The 17,016-nt window shown below is 71.6% G+C and carries 16 protein-coding genes; 4 read left to right on the top strand and 12 right to left on the bottom strand.

Going from position 1 to position 17,016, the window contains the following annotated elements:
- Position 1: 1 nt before the first annotated feature.
- The 4 genes from AB0C12_RS12285 to purS all read right to left on the bottom strand — a co-directional run bounded on the left by AB0C12_RS12285 (position 2) and on the right by purS (position 4,370).
- On the bottom strand, positions 2-592 hold the full coding sequence (locus AB0C12_RS12285; protein ID WP_360546946.1) for an HAD family phosphatase: 591 nt from the start codon (positions 590-592) through the stop codon (positions 2-4).
- A 102-nt stretch (positions 593-694) separates the two neighbouring features.
- Positions 695-3,397: a phosphoribosylformylglycinamidine synthase subunit PurL gene (gene purL, locus AB0C12_RS12280; protein ID WP_360546944.1), complete on the bottom strand. Its 2,703-nt coding sequence runs from the start codon at positions 3,395-3,397 to the stop codon at positions 695-697.
- Positions 3,394-4,107 (bottom strand): phosphoribosylformylglycinamidine synthase subunit PurQ, encoded by a 714-nt coding sequence (gene purQ / locus AB0C12_RS12275; protein ID WP_360546942.1) that lies wholly within the window; start codon positions 4,105-4,107, stop codon positions 3,394-3,396. Before purQ ends, purL begins: the two co-directional genes overlap by 4 nt.
- Positions 4,104-4,370 carry a phosphoribosylformylglycinamidine synthase subunit PurS gene (gene purS / locus AB0C12_RS12270; protein WP_360546940.1) on the bottom strand — a complete coding sequence of 89 codons (267 nt, stop codon included), beginning with the start codon at positions 4,368-4,370 and terminating at the stop codon, positions 4,104-4,106. The genes purQ and purS overlap by 4 nt, the downstream gene beginning before the upstream one ends.
- Positions 4,371-4,692: 322 nt before the next feature.
- Between purS and AB0C12_RS12265 the strand changes: the two genes are divergently transcribed.
- Positions 4,693-5,376 carry a trypsin-like serine protease gene (locus AB0C12_RS12265; protein WP_360546938.1) on the top strand — a complete coding sequence of 228 codons (684 nt, stop codon included), beginning with the start codon at positions 4,693-4,695 and terminating at the stop codon, positions 5,374-5,376.
- Positions 5,377-5,432: 56 nt separating this feature from the next.
- Here AB0C12_RS12265 and purB read toward each other — a convergent pair whose 3' ends face one another.
- Genes purB through AB0C12_RS12250 form a run of 3 tightly spaced genes read right to left on the bottom strand, consistent with a single transcriptional unit; the run spans position 5,433 to position 8,817 of the window.
- Positions 5,433-6,851 (bottom strand): adenylosuccinate lyase, encoded by a 1,419-nt coding sequence (gene purB, locus AB0C12_RS12260; RefSeq protein ID WP_360546936.1) that lies wholly within the window; start codon positions 6,849-6,851, stop codon positions 5,433-5,435.
- Complete coding sequence (locus AB0C12_RS12255) at positions 6,848-8,278, bottom strand: MFS transporter (protein ID WP_360546934.1); 1,431 nt, start codon at positions 8,276-8,278, stop codon at positions 6,848-6,850. Before AB0C12_RS12255 ends, purB begins: the two co-directional genes overlap by 4 nt.
- Positions 8,275-8,817, bottom strand: a complete 543-nt coding sequence (locus tag AB0C12_RS12250; protein WP_360546932.1) for a helix-turn-helix domain-containing protein — start codon at positions 8,815-8,817, stop codon at positions 8,275-8,277. Before AB0C12_RS12250 ends, AB0C12_RS12255 begins: the two co-directional genes overlap by 4 nt.
- A 130-nt stretch (positions 8,818-8,947) precedes the next feature.
- Here AB0C12_RS12250 and AB0C12_RS12245 point away from each other — a divergent pair, with 130 nt between their 5' ends.
- Positions 8,948-9,400 (top strand): SCP2 sterol-binding domain-containing protein, encoded by a 453-nt coding sequence (locus tag AB0C12_RS12245; protein ID WP_360546930.1) that lies wholly within the window; start codon positions 8,948-8,950, stop codon positions 9,398-9,400.
- A gap of 49 nt (positions 9,401-9,449) precedes the next feature.
- Here the strand turns inward: AB0C12_RS12245 and AB0C12_RS12240 are convergent, their stop codons facing one another.
- From AB0C12_RS12240 to purD, 5 genes are all read right to left on the bottom strand, one after another.
- Complete coding sequence (locus AB0C12_RS12240; RefSeq protein ID WP_360546928.1) at positions 9,450-10,100, bottom strand: response regulator transcription factor; 651 nt, start codon at positions 10,098-10,100, stop codon at positions 9,450-9,452.
- Complete coding sequence (locus AB0C12_RS12235) at positions 10,097-11,437, bottom strand: sensor domain-containing protein (RefSeq protein ID WP_360546926.1); 1,341 nt, start codon at positions 11,435-11,437, stop codon at positions 10,097-10,099. Before AB0C12_RS12235 ends, AB0C12_RS12240 begins: the two co-directional genes overlap by 4 nt.
- A 31-nt stretch (positions 11,438-11,468) precedes the next feature.
- Entirely contained in the window at positions 11,469-12,269 is an 801-nt protein-coding gene (locus tag AB0C12_RS12230; protein WP_360546924.1) for an ABC transporter permease subunit, read from the bottom strand.
- A complete protein-coding gene (locus AB0C12_RS12225) occupies positions 12,266-13,003 on the bottom strand; it encodes an ATP-binding cassette domain-containing protein (RefSeq protein WP_360546922.1) in 738 nt (245 codons plus the stop codon). The genes AB0C12_RS12230 and AB0C12_RS12225 overlap by 4 nt, the downstream gene beginning before the upstream one ends.
- A gap of 250 nt (positions 13,004-13,253) precedes the next feature.
- Positions 13,254-14,495 carry a phosphoribosylamine--glycine ligase gene (purD, locus tag AB0C12_RS12220; RefSeq protein ID WP_360546920.1) on the bottom strand — a complete coding sequence of 414 codons (1,242 nt, stop codon included), beginning with the start codon at positions 14,493-14,495 and terminating at the stop codon, positions 13,254-13,256.
- Between the two features lie 185 nt (positions 14,496-14,680).
- Here purD and AB0C12_RS12215 point away from each other — a divergent pair, with 185 nt between their 5' ends.
- Positions 14,681-15,973: an adenylosuccinate synthase gene (locus tag AB0C12_RS12215; RefSeq protein WP_360546918.1), complete on the top strand. Its 1,293-nt coding sequence runs from the start codon at positions 14,681-14,683 to the stop codon at positions 15,971-15,973.
- A gap of 3 nt (positions 15,974-15,976) precedes the next feature.
- On the top strand, positions 15,977-16,945 hold the full coding sequence (locus tag AB0C12_RS12210; protein ID WP_360546916.1) for a hypothetical protein: 969 nt from the start codon (positions 15,977-15,979) through the stop codon (positions 16,943-16,945).
- The last annotated feature ends 71 nt before the right edge of the window (positions 16,946-17,016 follow it).

Genomic DNA, 17,016 nt, shown 5'->3' with positions numbered 1-17,016 from the left:
CTCAGCGTTCCCAGGGCGGCGGCACCCGGACGGCCGCCATGCCCGCCGCCGTGGCCGCCTGGATGCCGAGGTCGGTGTCCTCGAAGACGAGGCAGTCGCCGGGCGGCACCCGTACCAACTCGGCGGCCAGCAGGAACGCCCCCGGGTCCGGCTTGGCCCGCGGGTAGTCACCGGCGCAGACCAGCACGTCGAACTTCTCCAGCAGGCCCAGCGCGCTCAGCGAGGCGGTGACGGACTCGCGGGTGCTGCCGGACACCACCGCGAACGGGATCCGCCGGTGCGCCTCGTCGATGTGCTCCAGGACCCCGGGAACGGCGCTGACGGTCGGCAGCAGCTCCTGGAAGAGGACCTCCCGGCGGGCGGCGACGACCTCTACCGGCATGCTCAGCCCCTGCTGCTCGTTGAGGTCGGCGATGATCTCGGCGACGGGTCGCCCGCCCCAGGCGTAGAAGAGGTCCTCGGGCAGCACCGCGCCCCACTCCTTGAGCGCCTGTTGCCAGGCGAGGTAGTGCACGGGCATGGAGTCCGCGATGGTCCCGTCGCAGTCGAACAGGTAGGCCCGGAAATCACCGGCCGGCAGGGGTAGCAGCACCGCAGCAGGATATAGAGCCGGTCACGACAGCGCGCCACGTCCGGGCGGGTGCCCAGCCGTGGCGCGCTGATCTTTGCTCGGTGCGGCGGTTGCCGCGCGTTGTCAGGCCTTGGACTCCGGCTTGTCGTCCTGCTTCGACGGCTCGGCCGCAGCCGGCTCAGCGTCGATCGGACCGCCCGGTGCCGCCGCCGCGGCGTCCGTGTCGGAACGGCTCGGCAGGTCCGCGACCTCGTCGGCCGGGCCGGAGGCGGGGTGGGCCGGCTCGCTGATCTCCAGCGTGACCGACGGTCCCGCACCCTGGTCGTCCCCGGCCGGCTCGACCTGCTCTTTCGCGGAGAGCTCGGCGGCTTCCACCACGGCGGCGATCTGCCGGGTGACGCCCTCGGCCGGTCCGCCGAACAGGTTGCGCATCGTGGCGGTGAAGGCCGCCCGCAGCTCGTCGAGCTTGACGCTGAACTGGTCCTGGAGGTCGAGGACCGGCTCCTCCGCGGTGACGCCGATCTGGACGCAGGACACGTTGTGCTCCGCGGCCAGCGCCACGAAGGCCTTGTCGTGACCGCGCGGCACCGCGACCAGCGCCCGTCCGGCCGACTCGCTGAACAGCCAGACGAACGGTGTGACGGAGGTGTCGTGCTCCGGCAGCTTGATCCGCGCGCCGACGTTGCGCCGCAGGCAGGACTCGACCAGCACCTGGGCCAGACCGCCGTCGGAGAGGTCGTGCGCCGCGACGATGTGCTCGCGTTCCGAGGCCTGCGCCATCAGCCGGCCCAGCGCCTGCTCGTGCGCCAGGTCCACCTTCGGCGGGCGGCCGCCCAGGTGGCCGTGGGTGACCCACGCCCACTCGGAGCCGGACAGCTCGCACTCGGTGTCGCCGAGCAGGAAGAGCAGGTCGCCCTCCGCGGTCGGCGGCGGCGGGAAGCCCATCGGCGTGCGGCGGGCGACGTCGTTGAGGATGCCGAGCACGCCGACCACCGGGGTCGGGTGGATCGCGGCGGCACCGGTCTGGTTGTAGAAGCTGACGTTGCCGCCGGTGACCGGGATGCCGAGCTGCTGGCAGCCGTCCGCCAGGCCCCGGACGGCCTCGGCGAACTGCCACATGACGGCCGGGTCCTCGGGGGAACCGAAGTTCAGGCAGTCGGTGACGGCGATCGGCTCGGCGCCGGTGACGGCGACATTGCGATACGCCTCAGCCAGCGCGAGCCGCGCACCCTCGTACGGGTCGAGCCGGGTGTAACGGCCGTTGCCGTCGACCGACAGCGCCACACCGAGCCCGGTGCGCTCGTCGATGCGCAGCACCCCGGCGTCCTCGGGCTGGGCGAGCACAGTGTTGCCGAGCACGTACCGGTCGTACTGCTCGGTGACCCAGCTCTTGTCGCACAGGTTCGGCGACGCGATCATGCGCAGCAGCGTCTCGCGCAGCTCGTCCGGGGTGGACGGACGCGGCAGCGTCTCGGCCCGGTCGGCCTGCAACAGGATCAGGTCGGCGGGCTCGCGGATCGGCCGGGCGTAGACCGGGCCGTCGTCGGCGAGCGAGCCGGGCGGCACGTCCACCACGATGTGGTCGTTCCAGCTGATCACCAGGCGACCGGGCTGGCCGTCGGTATCGCTGGGGGTGACCTCGCCGATGTTGGTGGCCCAGACGCCCCACTTCTCGGCGACCTTGAGCACCTCGTCGAGCTTCTCCGGCGCGACGATCAGCAGCATCCGCTCCTGCGACTCGCTGGCCAGGATCTCGGTCGGCGACATCGAGGCCTCGCGCAGCGGCACCCGCTCCAGGTAGACCCGCATGCCGGTGCCGGCCGCCGCCGCGGTCTCGGTGAGCGCGCAGGTCAGGCCCGCGCCGCCGAGGTCCTGGATGCCGACGACCAGGCCGGCGTCGTACAGCTCGAGGCAGCTCTCGATCAGCAGCTTCTCCATGAAGGGGTCGCCGACCTGCACCGACGGGCGGCGCTGCTCGGCCCCCTCGTCGAAGGTCGCCGAGGCCAGCACGGAGACACCGCCGATGCCGTCGCGCCCGGTGCGGGCGCCGAGCAGCACGACGACGTTGCCGACGCCGGCCGCCTCCTTGCGCTGCAGGCGCTCGACCGGCATGACGCCGATGCTCAGCGCGTTGATCAGCGGGTTGCCCTGGTAGCAGGGGTCGAAGACGATCTCGCCGCCGATGTTGGGCAGGCCCAGGCAGTTGCCGTAGCCGCCGATGCCGGCGACCACGCCGGGCAGCACCCGCGCGGTGTCCGGGTGGTCCGCGGCGCCGAAGCGCAGCGGGTCCATCACCGCGATCGGGCGGGCACCCATGGCGAGGATGTCGCGGACGATGCCGCCGACGCCGGTGGCCGCACCCTGGTACGGCTCCACGAAGCTCGGGTGGTTGTGCGACTCGACCTTGAAGGTGACGGCGATCTCGTCGGAGATCTGCACGACGCCCGCGTTCTCCCCGATGCCCGCCAGCATCCTGGTGTTCTTCGGGGCCTTCTCGCCGAACTGGCGCAGGTGCACCTTGCTCGACTTGTAGGAGCAGTGCTCGCTCCACATGATCGAATACATCGCCAGCTCGGACGCGGTCGGACGGCGACCGAGGATCTGCCGGATCCGGTCGTACTCGTCGTCCTTGAGGCCGAGCTCGGTGTGCGGCTGGAGCTCGTCGCCGGTGTTGAGCGCCCGCTCGACGGTGTCAGGTCCCCCGTCGAACTGGTTGATCAGCACGTCGGTGGCGGCGAAGCCACTCGGCTTGGCGCTGGCCGGCTGCTGCGGCACCTCCGGGGGCGCTGTCGCGCCGCTGGTCGCCGTGTCGTGCTGGGTGGTCATCGCTGGGCTCCCCCTGTGAGCTGCCCGCCCGCGGCCGACCCGGCCAGGTACCGCAGGGCTGAGGTGAAGAAGCCGAGGCCGTCGAGCGACGGACCGGTCAGCGCCTCCACCGCGTGTTCCGGGTGCGGCATGATGCCGACCACGTTGCCGGCCGCGTTGGTGATCGCGGCGATGTCGCGCTGTGAGCCGTTCGGGTTGCCGCGCGTGTAGCGGGCGACGATCCGGCCCTCGGCCTCGAGCTCGTCCAGGGTGCGCTCGTCCGCGACGTAACAGCCCTCGCCGTTCTTCACCGGGATCAGGATCTCGCTCCCCTCGGTGAAGCCGTTGGTCCAGGCCGTCGACGTGCTGGTGACGCGCAGGTGCTGGTCGCGGTTGCGGAAGTGCAGGTGCTGGTTGCGGGTGAGCGCGCCGGGCAGCAGGTGGGCCTCGCAGAGGATCTGGAAGCCGTTGCAGATGCCGAGCACCGGCAGGCCGCCGCGGGCGGCGTCGGCGATGGTCTCCATGACCGGGGCGAACCGGGCGATCGCGCCGCAGCGCAGGGCGTCGCCGTAGGAGAAACCGCCGGGCAGGACCACGGCGTCGACGCCGTGCAGGTCCGGGTCCCCGTGCCAGAGACGGACGGCCTCGGCGCCGGCGATGCGCGCGGCGCGGGCCGCGTCCCCGTCGTCGAGCGAACCGGGGAAGGTGACGACTCCGATCCGCATGGTCACGCGCTCTCGAGAGCGGCGTCACCGGCGGGCTCGTCGACCCGGATCGAGAAGTCCTCGATGACCGGGTTGGCGAGCAGCTTGTCGGCGATCTCGCGGGCCGTCTCGAGATCGGGTTCACCGTCGAACTCAATCTCGATGCGGCGCCCGATGCGTACGGAGGAGATGGAGCTGACCCCGAGCCGTGGCAGCGCGTTGGCGACTGCCTGGCCCTGCGGATCGAGGATCTCCGGCTTGAGCATGACGTCGACGACGACGCGAGCCACGGGCACTCCTGACTGTGTAGGTGCGCAGTTGGGTGGCCCTCTAAGGGGCGAGCGGCCAAAGCCTACCTTGTACGACTCCCGATCGACCCATCGGCCGGTGTCGGCAGGCCGACGCGAGGGCCGCTGAGCAGCGAATCTCGACCGTGATCTCCGCCACGACAAGATCACCCAACGGTGTCACCGGCTCACCGTCCGCGACCACCCCCATCACACGGTGATAGGTGTCAATTGGAGTCTTGTCCCCGGGTGGCGCAGGTCATAGCGTTCAGTCGATCAAGTTCGATGCATCCCCCCATCGACAGACCTTCGGAAGGAGCCCGGCGTGCGCATCCGCATCGTCGTCGCCTCTCTGGCCACCGCCCTGACCGGCATCCTGGCCTCCCCCGCCGCCGCCAGTGCCGTGGAGCCCGGACCGGACCTCATCATCGGCGGCAGCACCGTCGCGTCGGCGCCCTGGGCCGCCGCGGTCTTCAGCAACGGCAGCTTCACCTGCTCCGGCACGATCATCTCGGCCAACTACGTGCTGACCGCCCGGCACTGCATCAGCGGCTCGATGTCGGTGCGCGTCGGCAGTGTCAGCCGCACGTCCGGCGGGGTCACCCGTACGGTGAGCTCCACCACCACCCAGAACGACCTCGCCCTGATGCGGCTGAGCAGTTCGGTCTCCACCACGTACATGCCGCTGTCCAGCGCATACCCGCCGGTGGGCTCGACCAACTCGCTCTACGGCTGGGGCCAGACCTGCTACAGCGGCTGCGGCGCCTCGACGACGCTGAAGACCGCCTCGGTCCGGGTCACCTCGACCAACCAGACCGACGCGTACGGCGGCCGGGCGATCGGCTCCACCGCGATCAACGGCAACGCGTGGCGCGGCGACTCCGGCGGCCCGCAGGTCTACAACGGCGCGCAGGTCGGCGTCGCCTCGACAGCGGACGGCCAGAGCCGGCAGTACTACGGCAGCGTCGCCTACAACCGGGCGTGGATCACCTCGGTCGCGGGCGTCTGAGAATTCCGTCGGGGGGCGGTGAGACCAGCTCCGCCGCCCCCTGACGGCATCACGTTCTAGAGAATGGCCGCAGGCGTGTACTTGGCCGCCTCCGGGTGCTGGGCGACTATCGCCGCCACCCGTTCCGCCACCGCCCGGACCTGAGCCGGAGCCGCGCCCACGAAGGCCGCCCGGTCCCCCACCAGGGCGTCGATCTCGGCCCGCGACAGCTGCAGCCGACCGTCGGCCACCAGCCGGTCGAACAAATCGTTCTCCGCGATGCCCTCCCGCATCGCCAGCGCCACCGCCACCGCGTGTTCCTTGATCACCTCGTGCGCCACCTCCCGGCCGACGCCCTTGCGCACGGCAGCGACCAGCAGCTTGGTGGTGGTGAGGAAAGGCAGGAAGCGGTCCAGCTCACGGGCGATGACCGCCGGGTACGCACCGAACTCGTCGAGCACGGTCAGGAACGTCTGGAACAGGCCGTCGGTGGCGAAGAACGCATCCGGCAGGGCCACCCGGCGCACGACCGAGCAGGAGACGTCACCCTCGTTCCACTGGTCGCCGGCCAGCTCCCCGACCATCGACAGATAGCCGCGGACGATCACCGCGAGGCCGTTGACCCGCTCCGACGAACGCGTGTTCATCTTGTGCGGCATCGCCGACGAGCCGACCTGGCCGGCCTTGAAACCCTCGGTGACCAGCTCCTGGCCGACCATCAGGCGGATCGTGGTGGCCAGCGACGACGGCGCCGCCACCACCTGGGCCAGGGCGGACACCACGTCGAAGTCGAGCGACCGCGGGTAGACCTGGCCGACGCTGGTCAGCACCCGTTCGAAGCCGAGATGCGCGGCGACCTTGCGCTCCAGCTCGGCCAGCTTGTCCGCGTCGCCGTCGAGCAGGTCGAGCTGGTCGGCGGCGGTGCCGACCGGACCCTTGATGCCGCGCAGGGGATAACGGCGGAGCAGGTCGTCCAGGCGCTCGTACGCGATCAGCAGCTCCTCGGCCGCACTCGCGAACCGCTTGCCCAGCGTGGTCGCCTGGGCCGCGACGTTGTGCGACCGTCCGGTGAGCACGAGGTCGCTGTGTTCCAGGGCGCGCTCGGTCAGCCGGGCCAGCGTGGTGACGATCCGGCTGCGCACCAGCTCCAGCGAGGCCCGGATCTGCAACTGCTCGACGTTCTCGGTGAGGTCGCGCGAGGTCATGCCCTTGTGGATGTGCTCGTGCCCGGCGAGCGCGCTGAACTCCTCGATGCGGGCCTTGACGTCGTGCCGGGTGACCCGCTCCCGCGCCGCGATGCTCGCGAGATCGACATCGTCGACCACTGCCTCGTACGCCTCGACGACCCCGTACGGAAGCGCGACGCCCAGATCGCGCTGGGCCCGCAGGACCGCGAGCCACAGCCGGCGCTCCATCCGGATCTTCTCCTCCGGCGACCAGAGGTCGACGAGGTCGGCGGACGCGTAGCGGCTGGCGAGGACGTTCGGAATGCTCACCGGGCCGATTCTTCCATGTCGGCCGCGACGGGCTCCGGGCTCGTCGGCCGGTGGTGCCGCAGGTTACGCACGTCCCGGCCGGCCAGCATGCCGACGACCGCGAGCCCGATCAGGGCGGCCGCGCCGACCAGCGTCGGCTCGACGCCGACGGCTCCGGCGATCGGCCCGGCCAGGACCTGGCCGACGGGGATCGCGACAAAGGACCCGACCATGTCGTACGAGTAGACGCGCGCGAGCTTGTCAGCGGGGACGTGCTCCTGCATGGTCGTCTCCCATGCCACGGCGAACTGCTCGATGCCGAGGCCGGCGAGGAACGCCGCCGCCAGCAGCAGCCCGAGATGCGGAGCGACGCCGAGGGTGAGCATGGGCAGCACCTCGAAGATGGTGCAGACGACGCCGAACAGCAGCAGCCGGGACACGTTGATGCGCAGGGCGACGACGGCGCCGAGCACCATGCCGACGGTCTGCGCGGCGAGCACGAACCCCCAGGCGCGGCGGCCGACGGTGGCGTCAGCGACCACCGGTCCGAGGACGGACATGCCGCCGCTGAGGCAGGCATTGATCACGCCGAAGCCGGCGACCACAACCCACAGCCAGGTGCGGCTGCGGAACTCGGTCCAGCCGCCCCGCAGATCCGCGACAAGGCTGCTCCGAGCCGGTGCTGCGGCCTCCTTCGGCGCCTGGGCCGACTGCCGACCACCGCCGGCCGCCGCAGGCGCGGCTTTCCCGGGCGCGGGCACGGCCTGTGCGGAGGCGGCTTGCGCGGGCGCGGCTTGCGCGGGCGCGGGCACGGCTTGCGCGGGCACGGCTTGCCCGGGCGCGACTTGCGCGGGCGCGACTTGCGCGGGTGTCGGGATGCGGAGCAGGGCGAAGGCGATCGCCGACACGGCGAACGCCGCCGCGTCCACCGCGATCCCCCATCCCGGACCGACGCCCGCCACGAGGATCCCGCCCAGCGGCGCGCCGACGATGGAGGCACCGTTGAAGAAGAGCCGGTTCAGCGCGTTCGCCTGCTGGCGGATCTCCGCCGGGATGAGCTGCGGCACGATCGACGACGAGGCCGGCAGGGCCAGCGCGCTCACCATGCCGTTGACCGCGGACAGGACGATCAGCCACGGGATCGTCGCCGCGCCGGAGAGCACCAGCGCGGCCACCGCCGCCTGGGTGACGGCGGCCGCGACGCTGGCGCCCACCATCAGGTGATGTTTCGGCATCCGGTCGGCCAGCGCCCCGCCGAACAGCACGAACAGCACGTTGACAGACACCCGCGTGCCGACGACCAGACCGAGGTCGCTGGGCGAGCCGGTCAGGTCGAGGACGGCGAAGGCCAGGGCGACCGGCGCGACCGCGTTGCCGATCGAGTTGATCGTGCGGCCGGCGAGCAGGAACCGGAACGGGGCATGGCGCAGCGGGGCGAGAGCGTTCACGGCTCCTCCATGCGGAACATCGCGATGGTCGCGCTGGTGCGGATGGTGCCCGGAGTGCGCGGGGGCTTGGCCGCGTCGTGCAGGTCACGGCTGGCCTGGGCGATGCGGTCGCGGATCTCGCGGAAGACCTCAGGGTCGACCCAGAGCTCGGCGTCGGTCATCGAGCCGCCCACCGACCAGTCGGCCTCGGCGGTACGCCGCACCAGCTCATGGGCCACGGCCTCGAACAGCGCCCGCTGCGTGTCGGCGTGCTGCGGGCCGGCCGTCGTCTCGCGGTCACGCTCCCGGTCGCGCTCGGCGTCGTAGCGGTAGCGCTTGGCGACGCCGCCGCGGATGCGTTCCTCGCCGGTCTGCACGATCAGTCCGGCACTGAGCAGGTTGCGCAGGTGGTAGCTGGCGTTGGCGTGGGTGAGACCGAGCTCGCGGGCGACGTCGGCGGCGGTGAGCGACGCACCGGTGAGCAACGACAGCATCCGCAGCCGGACCGGGTGGGCCATGGCCCGCAGCCGGGCCTGACGACGCGCATCTCCCAAAGACATGTTGGGGAGTCTAGGAGAGACGGGGCTCACTGTCCAACAGACGTTGGGGGGTTGCGACACTGCAGGACTACGCGGTTATCGCTAGGGTTACTCGCGAGTAGGTCTGGCGCTCATCCCGAAAGGTCCACCGATGACTGAATTCAGCCCCGAGTCTCTCGCCACGATCGGCCCGAAGGAGTTCGCGCAGCTCGTCAAGTCCACTCCGGACTCGAAGATCGCCGAGGTCATGGGCTCCGAGAGCCGCACCAAGATCCTGGACGAGGTGTTCAACCGGATGCCGACGCTGTTCCGCGCGGACCGGGCCGGCGCGACCCAGGCCGTCATCCACTGGAACATCACGGGCGGCCCCGGCGGCAGCACGGACACCTACGAGACCGTGATCGAGAACGGCGCCTGCACCGTCACCAACCAGCCGGTCCGCGAGCCCAAGCTGGCGATGACGATGGACCCGGTGACCTTCCTCAAGGTGGTCTCCGGCGACGGAAACCCGATGATGATGTTCATGACCGGCAAGATCAAGGCGAAGGGTGACCTCGGCCTGGCGGCCCAGGTCGCCAAGCTCTTCGACATCCCGAAGAACTGACCGCTACTTGTTGAACGCCCCGCCGGAGCCCCTTCCGGCGGGGCGTCACTCATGAGCTCAGATAGCGCAGCACCGCGAGGACGCGCCGGTTGTCGGCCTCGTCCGGCGGCAGCCCGAGCTTGTCGAAGATGCCCGCGACGTGCTTCTCCACGGTTCCGCCGGTGACCACGAGCGCGTCGGCGATGCCGGCGTTCGAACGGCCCTCCGCCATCAGCGCCAGCACGTTCCGCTCCCGCGCGGTGAGCGCCGCCAGACCGTCGGCCCGGCGGCTCGCGCGCAGCAACTGGCCGACGACCTCGGGGTCGAGCGCCGTCCCGCCCGCGGCGACCCGTTCCAGCGCGTCGGCGAAATCGGCGACGTCGGCCACCCGTTCCTTCAGCAGATAACCGGCGCCCGCCGCGTTGCCTTCCAGCAGCCGGGCCGTGTACTTGGTCTCGATGTACTGCGACAGCACCAGCACCCCGGTCCGCGGATGCCGGCGGCGGATCTCGAGCGCGGCCCGCAGCCCTTCGTCGGTGTGTGTCGGCGGCATCCGGATGTCGGCCACCACCACGTCGGGCTGATGCTCGGCCACCGCCTCGAGCAGCGCACCGCCGTCGCCCACGGCCGCGCAGACCTGGTGGCCGCGGTCCTCGATCAGCCGGGCGAGCCCCGCCCGGAACAGCACCGAGTCCTCGGCGATCACGATCCGCGCCTTCATGCGTGCAACGGAAGCTCGACGGTGATCGTCGTGGGGCCGCCGGGTGGGCTGACGATCGTGAGGCGGCCGTCCACCACGGCGACCCGCTGTGCCAGTCCGGCCAGGCCGCTGCCCCTGGTCGGGTCGGCGCCGCCCGTACCGTCGTCGGCGACGCTGAGCAGCAGCACGTCGTGCTGACCGGCCGCCCGGACCGCGAGCTTGTCGGCCAAGCTGTGCTTGGCCGCGTTGGTCAGCAGCTCGGCGGCGCAGAAGTACGCGATGGTCTCGATCGCGGGGGTGGGCCGGACCGGGATGCTGACCTCCAGCTCGACCGGGATCGCCCGGTCGGCGGTCAGCGAGGCGAGCGCGTCGGCCAGCCCGTTGTCGAGCACCGGCGGGTGGATGCCGCGCACCAGACTGCGCAGCTCGCCGAGCGCGTCCTTGGCCCCCCGCAGCGCGGCGTCGACCAGCTCCCGGGCGGCTGCGGCGTCCGGGACCGGGCCGTTGTCGCCAAGTTTCTCCCGGGCCATGCCGAGATTCATGGCCAGCGTGGCCAGCCGGATCTGGGCGCCGTCGTGCAGATCGCGTTCGAGCCGCCGCAGCAGGGCGGCGGAGTCGTCCACGGCCAGCGCCCGGCTCTGCTCCAGGTCGTGGACCCGCTGGGCCAGCCGTCCAGGCCCGAGCAACCCTCGGATCAGCCAGGCATCGACGGCGGTGACGGCCCGGGTGACCCACGGAGCGGCCAGCAGCATCGCCGCTCCCGCAGCGGCGGCGGCGAATGTGCCGAGGAGAGTCGTGACCTGGAACGTGCCGTCACCGAACAGCCCGAACGGCGTGAACACCGGCAGCGGGCTGAGCTGGGCTCCCGGCGGATGGTTGCGGAACCCGCCCCACAGCAACGGGTAACTCAGGTTGACCAGGCCACCGATCCAGAAGAACACGGCGTACAGCTCGATCAGGCCGACCGGCAGCTTGACCAGCTGGTAGGCCACGACCCGCCAGCCGGCGCCGTCGCGAAGGCCTGGACCGGGCCCGCTGCGTCGCCGCACCGGCGGCGGCGGTGCGACCTGCACCTTGAGCAGCCGGTCGGCGAGCTTGCGTTGCAGCGAGCCCAGCCAGCGGGCCGCACCGGTCGACACCAGCAGCACGAGCAGCAGTCCCACGCAGAGGCCGGCGAGGGCCATCTGGGCCGGGGTCGGGTTGCCCCGGCCGCCGTCAGCCGCCAACCAGATCAGGTCCACGGCGAGCACGAAGAACACCAGCGGGTTGAGCAGGGCGAACGGCTGCGCGGCCAGGCAGAACAACAGCTCACGGCCCTGACGCCGGGTGAACGGGGCCACCACCACGGTCATGCCCATGCCGCCATCCTCCTCCCTCGGCCCCGGCGGCCTATGCGTCCCGCCGGGCCAGCAGCCAGCCGCCGAGCGCCAAGGCGATCGCGGCGTACAGGGAGAGCATGCCGAGCCCGGCCCAGGCAGACAGGAAGTCCGGACAGGACGCCGCGTCGGTGCCACAGGTCACCGGCCTGGTCGTGCTCAGCGAGTTGGCCAGGATCAAAATCGGCATGTACGGCGCCGCACCGTGCGCGATGAACCCGATGACCTGTACGACCACGTACACGCCGGCCACCAGGACCCCGACCGCGGCCGCGCTGTGCCGGATGATCGCGCCCAGCCCCAGGCCGAGCAGTCCGACCAGGCAGGAGGCAGCCCCGGTGAGCACGACAGCACGCAGCACGCCGGGGTCGGCCAGCGTGGGTGCCGTGATGCCGTGGCGCAGGGTGCCGGCGGCGGCGAAGAACGCGATGAAGGAAGCGAGCTCCCCAACGATCAGGGTCACGGCCCCGAACACGGCTGCCTTGGCCGCGAGGACCAGCGGGCGCCGCGGCACAGCGGCCAGCGTGACCCGGATCGTCCCCGAGCTGTACTCGCCGGTCATGGTCAGTACGCCGAGCGCCCCGGCCAGCAGCAGGCCGGGGACCACGCCGGCCAGCGCGTTGTTGGTCAGATCGACAGAGGCGTCCCGGCTGTTCAGACCCACAGCGACGCCGATCCCGACGGTTGCGGCGATCGTGATGGCCAGCGTCCACCACGTGGAGCGCAGGCTGCGCAGCTTGATCCATTCCATCCGGGCCACCTGCGCCGGCCCGTAACGGCCACTCGGCACACGGGTCATCGCGGGCGTCGTCATGCTGTCGCCTCCGTCGTCATGGTCCCCTGGTATTCGACCTCTGCGCTGGTGAGCCGGAAGAACGCGTCCTCCAGCGACGCCGAACCGGCCGACAGCTCGGCGACGGTCGTATCCGCGAGCAGCCGCCCCCGGCCGATCACCACCAGCCGCTCGGCGGTCAACGCCATCTCGCTGATCAGATGGCTGGACACAAAAACGGTGCGGCCCTGTGCGGCCAGCGACTTCAGCAGGTCACGGATCCAGCGGACCCCCTCGGGATCCAGCCCGTTGACCGGCTCGTCCAGCAGCAGCACGGCCGGATCGCCCAGCAGCGCCGCGGCGACGCCCAGGCGCTGCCCCATGCCGAGAGAGAACTTCCCGGCCCGCCGCCCGGCCGCGCCGGTCAGCCCGACGAGGTCGAGCACCTCGTCGACGCGGGCCCGCGGGATCGCGTTGCCGGCGGCCAGCGCGAGCAGGTGGTTGCGGGCGGTACGACCCGGGTGGAACGCCCTGGCTTCGAGCAGCGCGCCGACCTCGCGGAGCGGCCAGCGCAGCTCGCGGTAACGGCGGCCGCCGATCCGCGCCTGGCCGGCGTCGGGCCGGTCCAACCCGAGGATCAGCCGCATGGTGGTGGACTTGCCCGACCCGTTGGGGCCGAGAAAACCGGTGACACTGCCCGGCCGCACGTCGAAGCTGAGCGCGTCGACGGCGAGCGTCCGGCCATATCGCCTGGTGAGATTCCGGGCCTCGATCATCCGGACTCCTTCCGTAGTCGGTGCCTACGGAAAGTCACGCTATGCATCCGGCCGCTTGATGAGGACCCGGCTGACGGCCGTCTTCACCTGGGGGATATCCCCCAGGTCGGCACTCCAGCCCAGGTAGGCGGCCCTCCCACCGCTGGTCAGGCGGCGGGCCGGCGCCGCGCGCCCAGGTGGCGGCCCGGCGCCGCGCGCCCAGGTGGCGGGCCGGCGCCGCCGGGTCAGGCGGTGGGCCGGCGCCGCCGGGTCAGGCGGTGATGCGGCCTTCGACGGCGCCCAGGGCGATGTCAGTCCGGTGGTGAGAGCCCTCCAGCGTGATGCCCTCCACCAGCGCATAGGCCGCCGCCCGGGCCGCAGCCAGATCGGCCCCGGTAGCGGTCGCGCTGAGCACCCGCCCACCGGCCGACACCAGCGCACCGTCCTCGCGGCGGGCCGTGCCCGCGTGGATCACTCCCGGCTGCTCGCCGCCGGTGATCACGTCGCCGGTGCGCGGCGTGCCGGGGTAGTTGTGGCTCGCCACGACGACCGTCACCGCCGCGCCCTCGTGCCAGCGCAGCGCGGGGAGGTCGGCCAGCGTGCTCGTCGCCGCCGCGTGCAGCAGCTCGCCCAGCGGCGTCGCCAGCAGAGCCAGCACCACCTGCGTCTCCGGGTCCCCGAAGCGCGCGTTGAACTCGATGACCTTCGGGCCCTTGCCGGTCAGCGCCAGCCCCACGTAGAGCAGCCCGGCGAACGGCGTGCCCCGCTCCCGCATCTCGGCCAGCGTCGGCATGACGGTCTCGGCCATCACCCGCTCGACGAGGTCGTCCGGCGCCCAGGCCAGCGGCGCGTACGCCCCCATCCCACCCGTGTTCGGCCCGGCGTCGCCGTCGAGGGCGCGCTTGAAGTCCTGGGCCGGCATCAGCGGCACCGCGGCTGTGCCGTCGGTCACCACGAACAGCGACACCTCGGGCCCGTCGAGGAACTCCTCGATGACCACCCGGCCGCAGTCGCGCGCGTGCTCCTCGGCGACGGTGCGGTCGTCGGTCACCACCACACCCTTGCCTGCGGCGAGACCGTCGTTCTTCACCACGTACGGCGGGCCGAAGTCGTCGAGCGCGGCCGCCACCTCGGCGTCGGTGGTGCACTCGTAGGACCGGCCGGTGGGCACGCCCGCGGCGGCCATCACGTCCTTGGCGAACGCCTTCGAGCCTTCCAACCGGGCCGCCGCCCCGCTCGGGCCGAAGCAGGCGATGCCCTTGGCTCGCACGGCGTCGGCAACGCCGGCCACCAGCGGCGCCTCGGGGCCGATCACCACCAGGTCGGCGGCGACCTCGACAGCGAGGGCGGCCACCGCGGTCGGGTCGGTGGCGGTGACGTCACGCAGCTCGGCGACCGCGGCGATGCCGGGGTTGCCGGGGGCAGCGATCAGTCGCTCCACCGAGGGGTCCGCGGCGAGGCCGACGGCAAGGGCGTGCTCGCGGCCGCCGGATCCGATCAGAAGTACACGCACGCCGCAGATCCTACGGGCCAGGGTTGATCTCCCGCGCGCTCGTCCGCAAGTCCACAAAGCACCGATATCGTCCTGTGGACAACGCTGTGGATAACCGGCGGGCGGCGGATCGCCGCGTCGCGTAAACTTCGGCAGTACCCGGGCCTCTCCGCGTACGACGTGTGTCAACGGAAGGCGTCAGTCAAGTGCCGGTGATCGTGTTGGTCGGCGCCCAGTGGGGCGACGAGGGCAAGGGCAAGGCCACGGACCTCCTGGGCGACCGGATCGACTACGTGGTCAAGTTCAACGGCGGTAACAACGCCGGCCACACCGTCGTGATCAAGGGCGAGAAATACGCCCTGCACCTGCTGCCCAGCGGCATCCTCACCCCCGGCGTCACCCCGGTGATCGGCAACGGCGTGGTGGTCGACCTGGCGGTGCTGTTCGAGGAGATCGACGGCCTGGAGGCGCGCGGCATCGACACCTCCCGCCTGCGGATCAGCGCGAACGCCCACGTCATCGCGTCGTACAACCGGACGCTGGACAAGGTCAGCGAGCGCTACCTGGGCGCCCGGCGGATCGGCACCACCGGTCGCGGCATCGGCCCGACGTACGCCGACAAGATGAACCGGCTCGGCGTCCGCATCCAGGACCTCTTCGACGAGTCGATCCTGCGGCAGAAGGTCGAAGCCGCCCTCAGTTTCAAGAACCAGGTGCTCTCGAAGATCTACAACCGCAGCGCGATCAAGCCCGACGAGGTCATCGCCGAGCTGCTCTCCTACACCGAGCGGCTGCGCCCGATGGTCGCCGACACCGCGCTGGAGCTCGCCCAGGCGCTGGACCACGGCAAGGTCGTGCTCTGCGAGGCCGGCCAGGCCACTTTGCTGGACGTCGATCACGGCACGTACCCGTTCGTCACCAGCTCCAACGCGACCGCCGGCGGCGCCTGCACCGGCTCCGGCATCCCGCCCACCCGGGTCGACCGGGTCGTCGCGGTGCTCAAGGCGTTCACCAGCCGGGTCGGTGAGGGTCCGTTCCCCACCGAGCTGCACGACGAGGTCGGCGACTATCTGCGTAAGGTCGGTCACGAGTACGGCACCACGACCGGCCGCCCCCGCCGCATCGGCTGGCTCGACCTGGTGATGGGCCGCTACGCCCAGCGGATCAACGGCGTGACCGACTTCGCCCTGACCAAACTGGACAATTACGACGGGCTGGACGAGATCCCGGTCTGCGTGGCGTACGACGTGAACGGGGTGCGGCACGACGAGATGCCGTACAGCCAGAGCGACTTCCACCACGCCACCCCGATCTACGAGACGCTGCCAGGCTGGAAGAAGGACATCAGCGGCGCCCGCAGCTTCGCCGAGCTGCCCGACAACGCCCAGCGCTTCGTCGAGTTCGTCGAGGAACGGATCGGCGCGCGGGTCTCCGTGGTCGGCGTCGGCCCGGGCCGCGAGGAAGTCATCGAGCGGCACTCGGTGCTGAGCGGGGCCTGAGCCGTGTACGACGTCATCGTGCTCAGCCTGGCCGAGGGTGGCGGCTCGGCCGCGGGTGCCTGCGGTTCGGCGTGCGGCGGCTGCGGCTCCGCCGAGCAGGAGGTTTGCGACACTCCGCGCGTACCGGTGCTGAAGTGCGTGGATGCCCTCACCGCGGCCGGCGCGCGGGTCGAGACCGTGACCGCATCCTCGGATGCGGAGATCGACGCGGTGATCGCCCGCTTCGACGCGCCGGCGCGGCCGGACGGCCTCACCTGGCCCGATCAGGAGAGCAAGCTGCGGCTGGTCGTCGCGACGGCGACGGACGGCCAGCTCAGGGCGGTGATGCGCCGGCTGGTCCGGCGGTACGCGCCGCCGCCGAGCAAACGCCCCGCCGACCTCGTCGAGAACCGCACCGTGCCGGACCTGCCGCCGGTGGCGATCCTGCCGCTCGACCCGACCAACAGCACCGACCTCGCCGTTCAGCTGGGCCTGCCCCGCGACCCGGCCGCGGTCGCCGCCGCGGTGCTCGGGACCACGGTCCGCCGCCTTGATCTGTTGCGCAACGACGGCGGCTCCGTGACGGTGGACGGCGCGCTGGTCGGCGGCGCCGACGACGCCGGAAAGGCGGTGCCGTGGCGCGGTCGCATCGAGGTCGATGACGCTGTGCTCTCCGACGGCACCGACCAGATCATCGCCTGCGCGATCGGCAACGCGGGGGCCTACGCCGAGTTCGACGGCCTGCCGCTGCTCGGCACGCCGGACCCGGCCGACGGCCGGGTCGAGGTCGCGGTGGCGGTCCCGGTGCTGGTCAAGCAGCTGTTCAAAAAGCCGAGGGTACGCGTGGAGGTGCGCCGGGCCCGGGGCCGAGCCGTGTCGGTCCTACCCCGCGACGGCGAGCTGCAGTTCCTCGACGACGGCGTGGCCGGGACGATGAACCGCAAACGCTCGTGGTGGACCGAGCCCGGCGCCTGGGCGGTGTACGCGGGATGACCCTTTGTGCGAGTCTGAACTAGCACTCAGGTACGAATCTTTGGAAATACGGGGAGGTCGCATCCGTGGAG

The sequence above is a fragment of the Actinoplanes sp. NPDC048967 genome, from assembly GCF_040649415.1.
Taxonomy (GTDB): domain Bacteria; phylum Actinomycetota; class Actinomycetes; order Mycobacteriales; family Micromonosporaceae; genus Actinoplanes.
The sequence above is the reverse complement of the archived record's forward strand: the minus strand, read 5'-3'. Positions and strand labels throughout refer to the sequence as shown.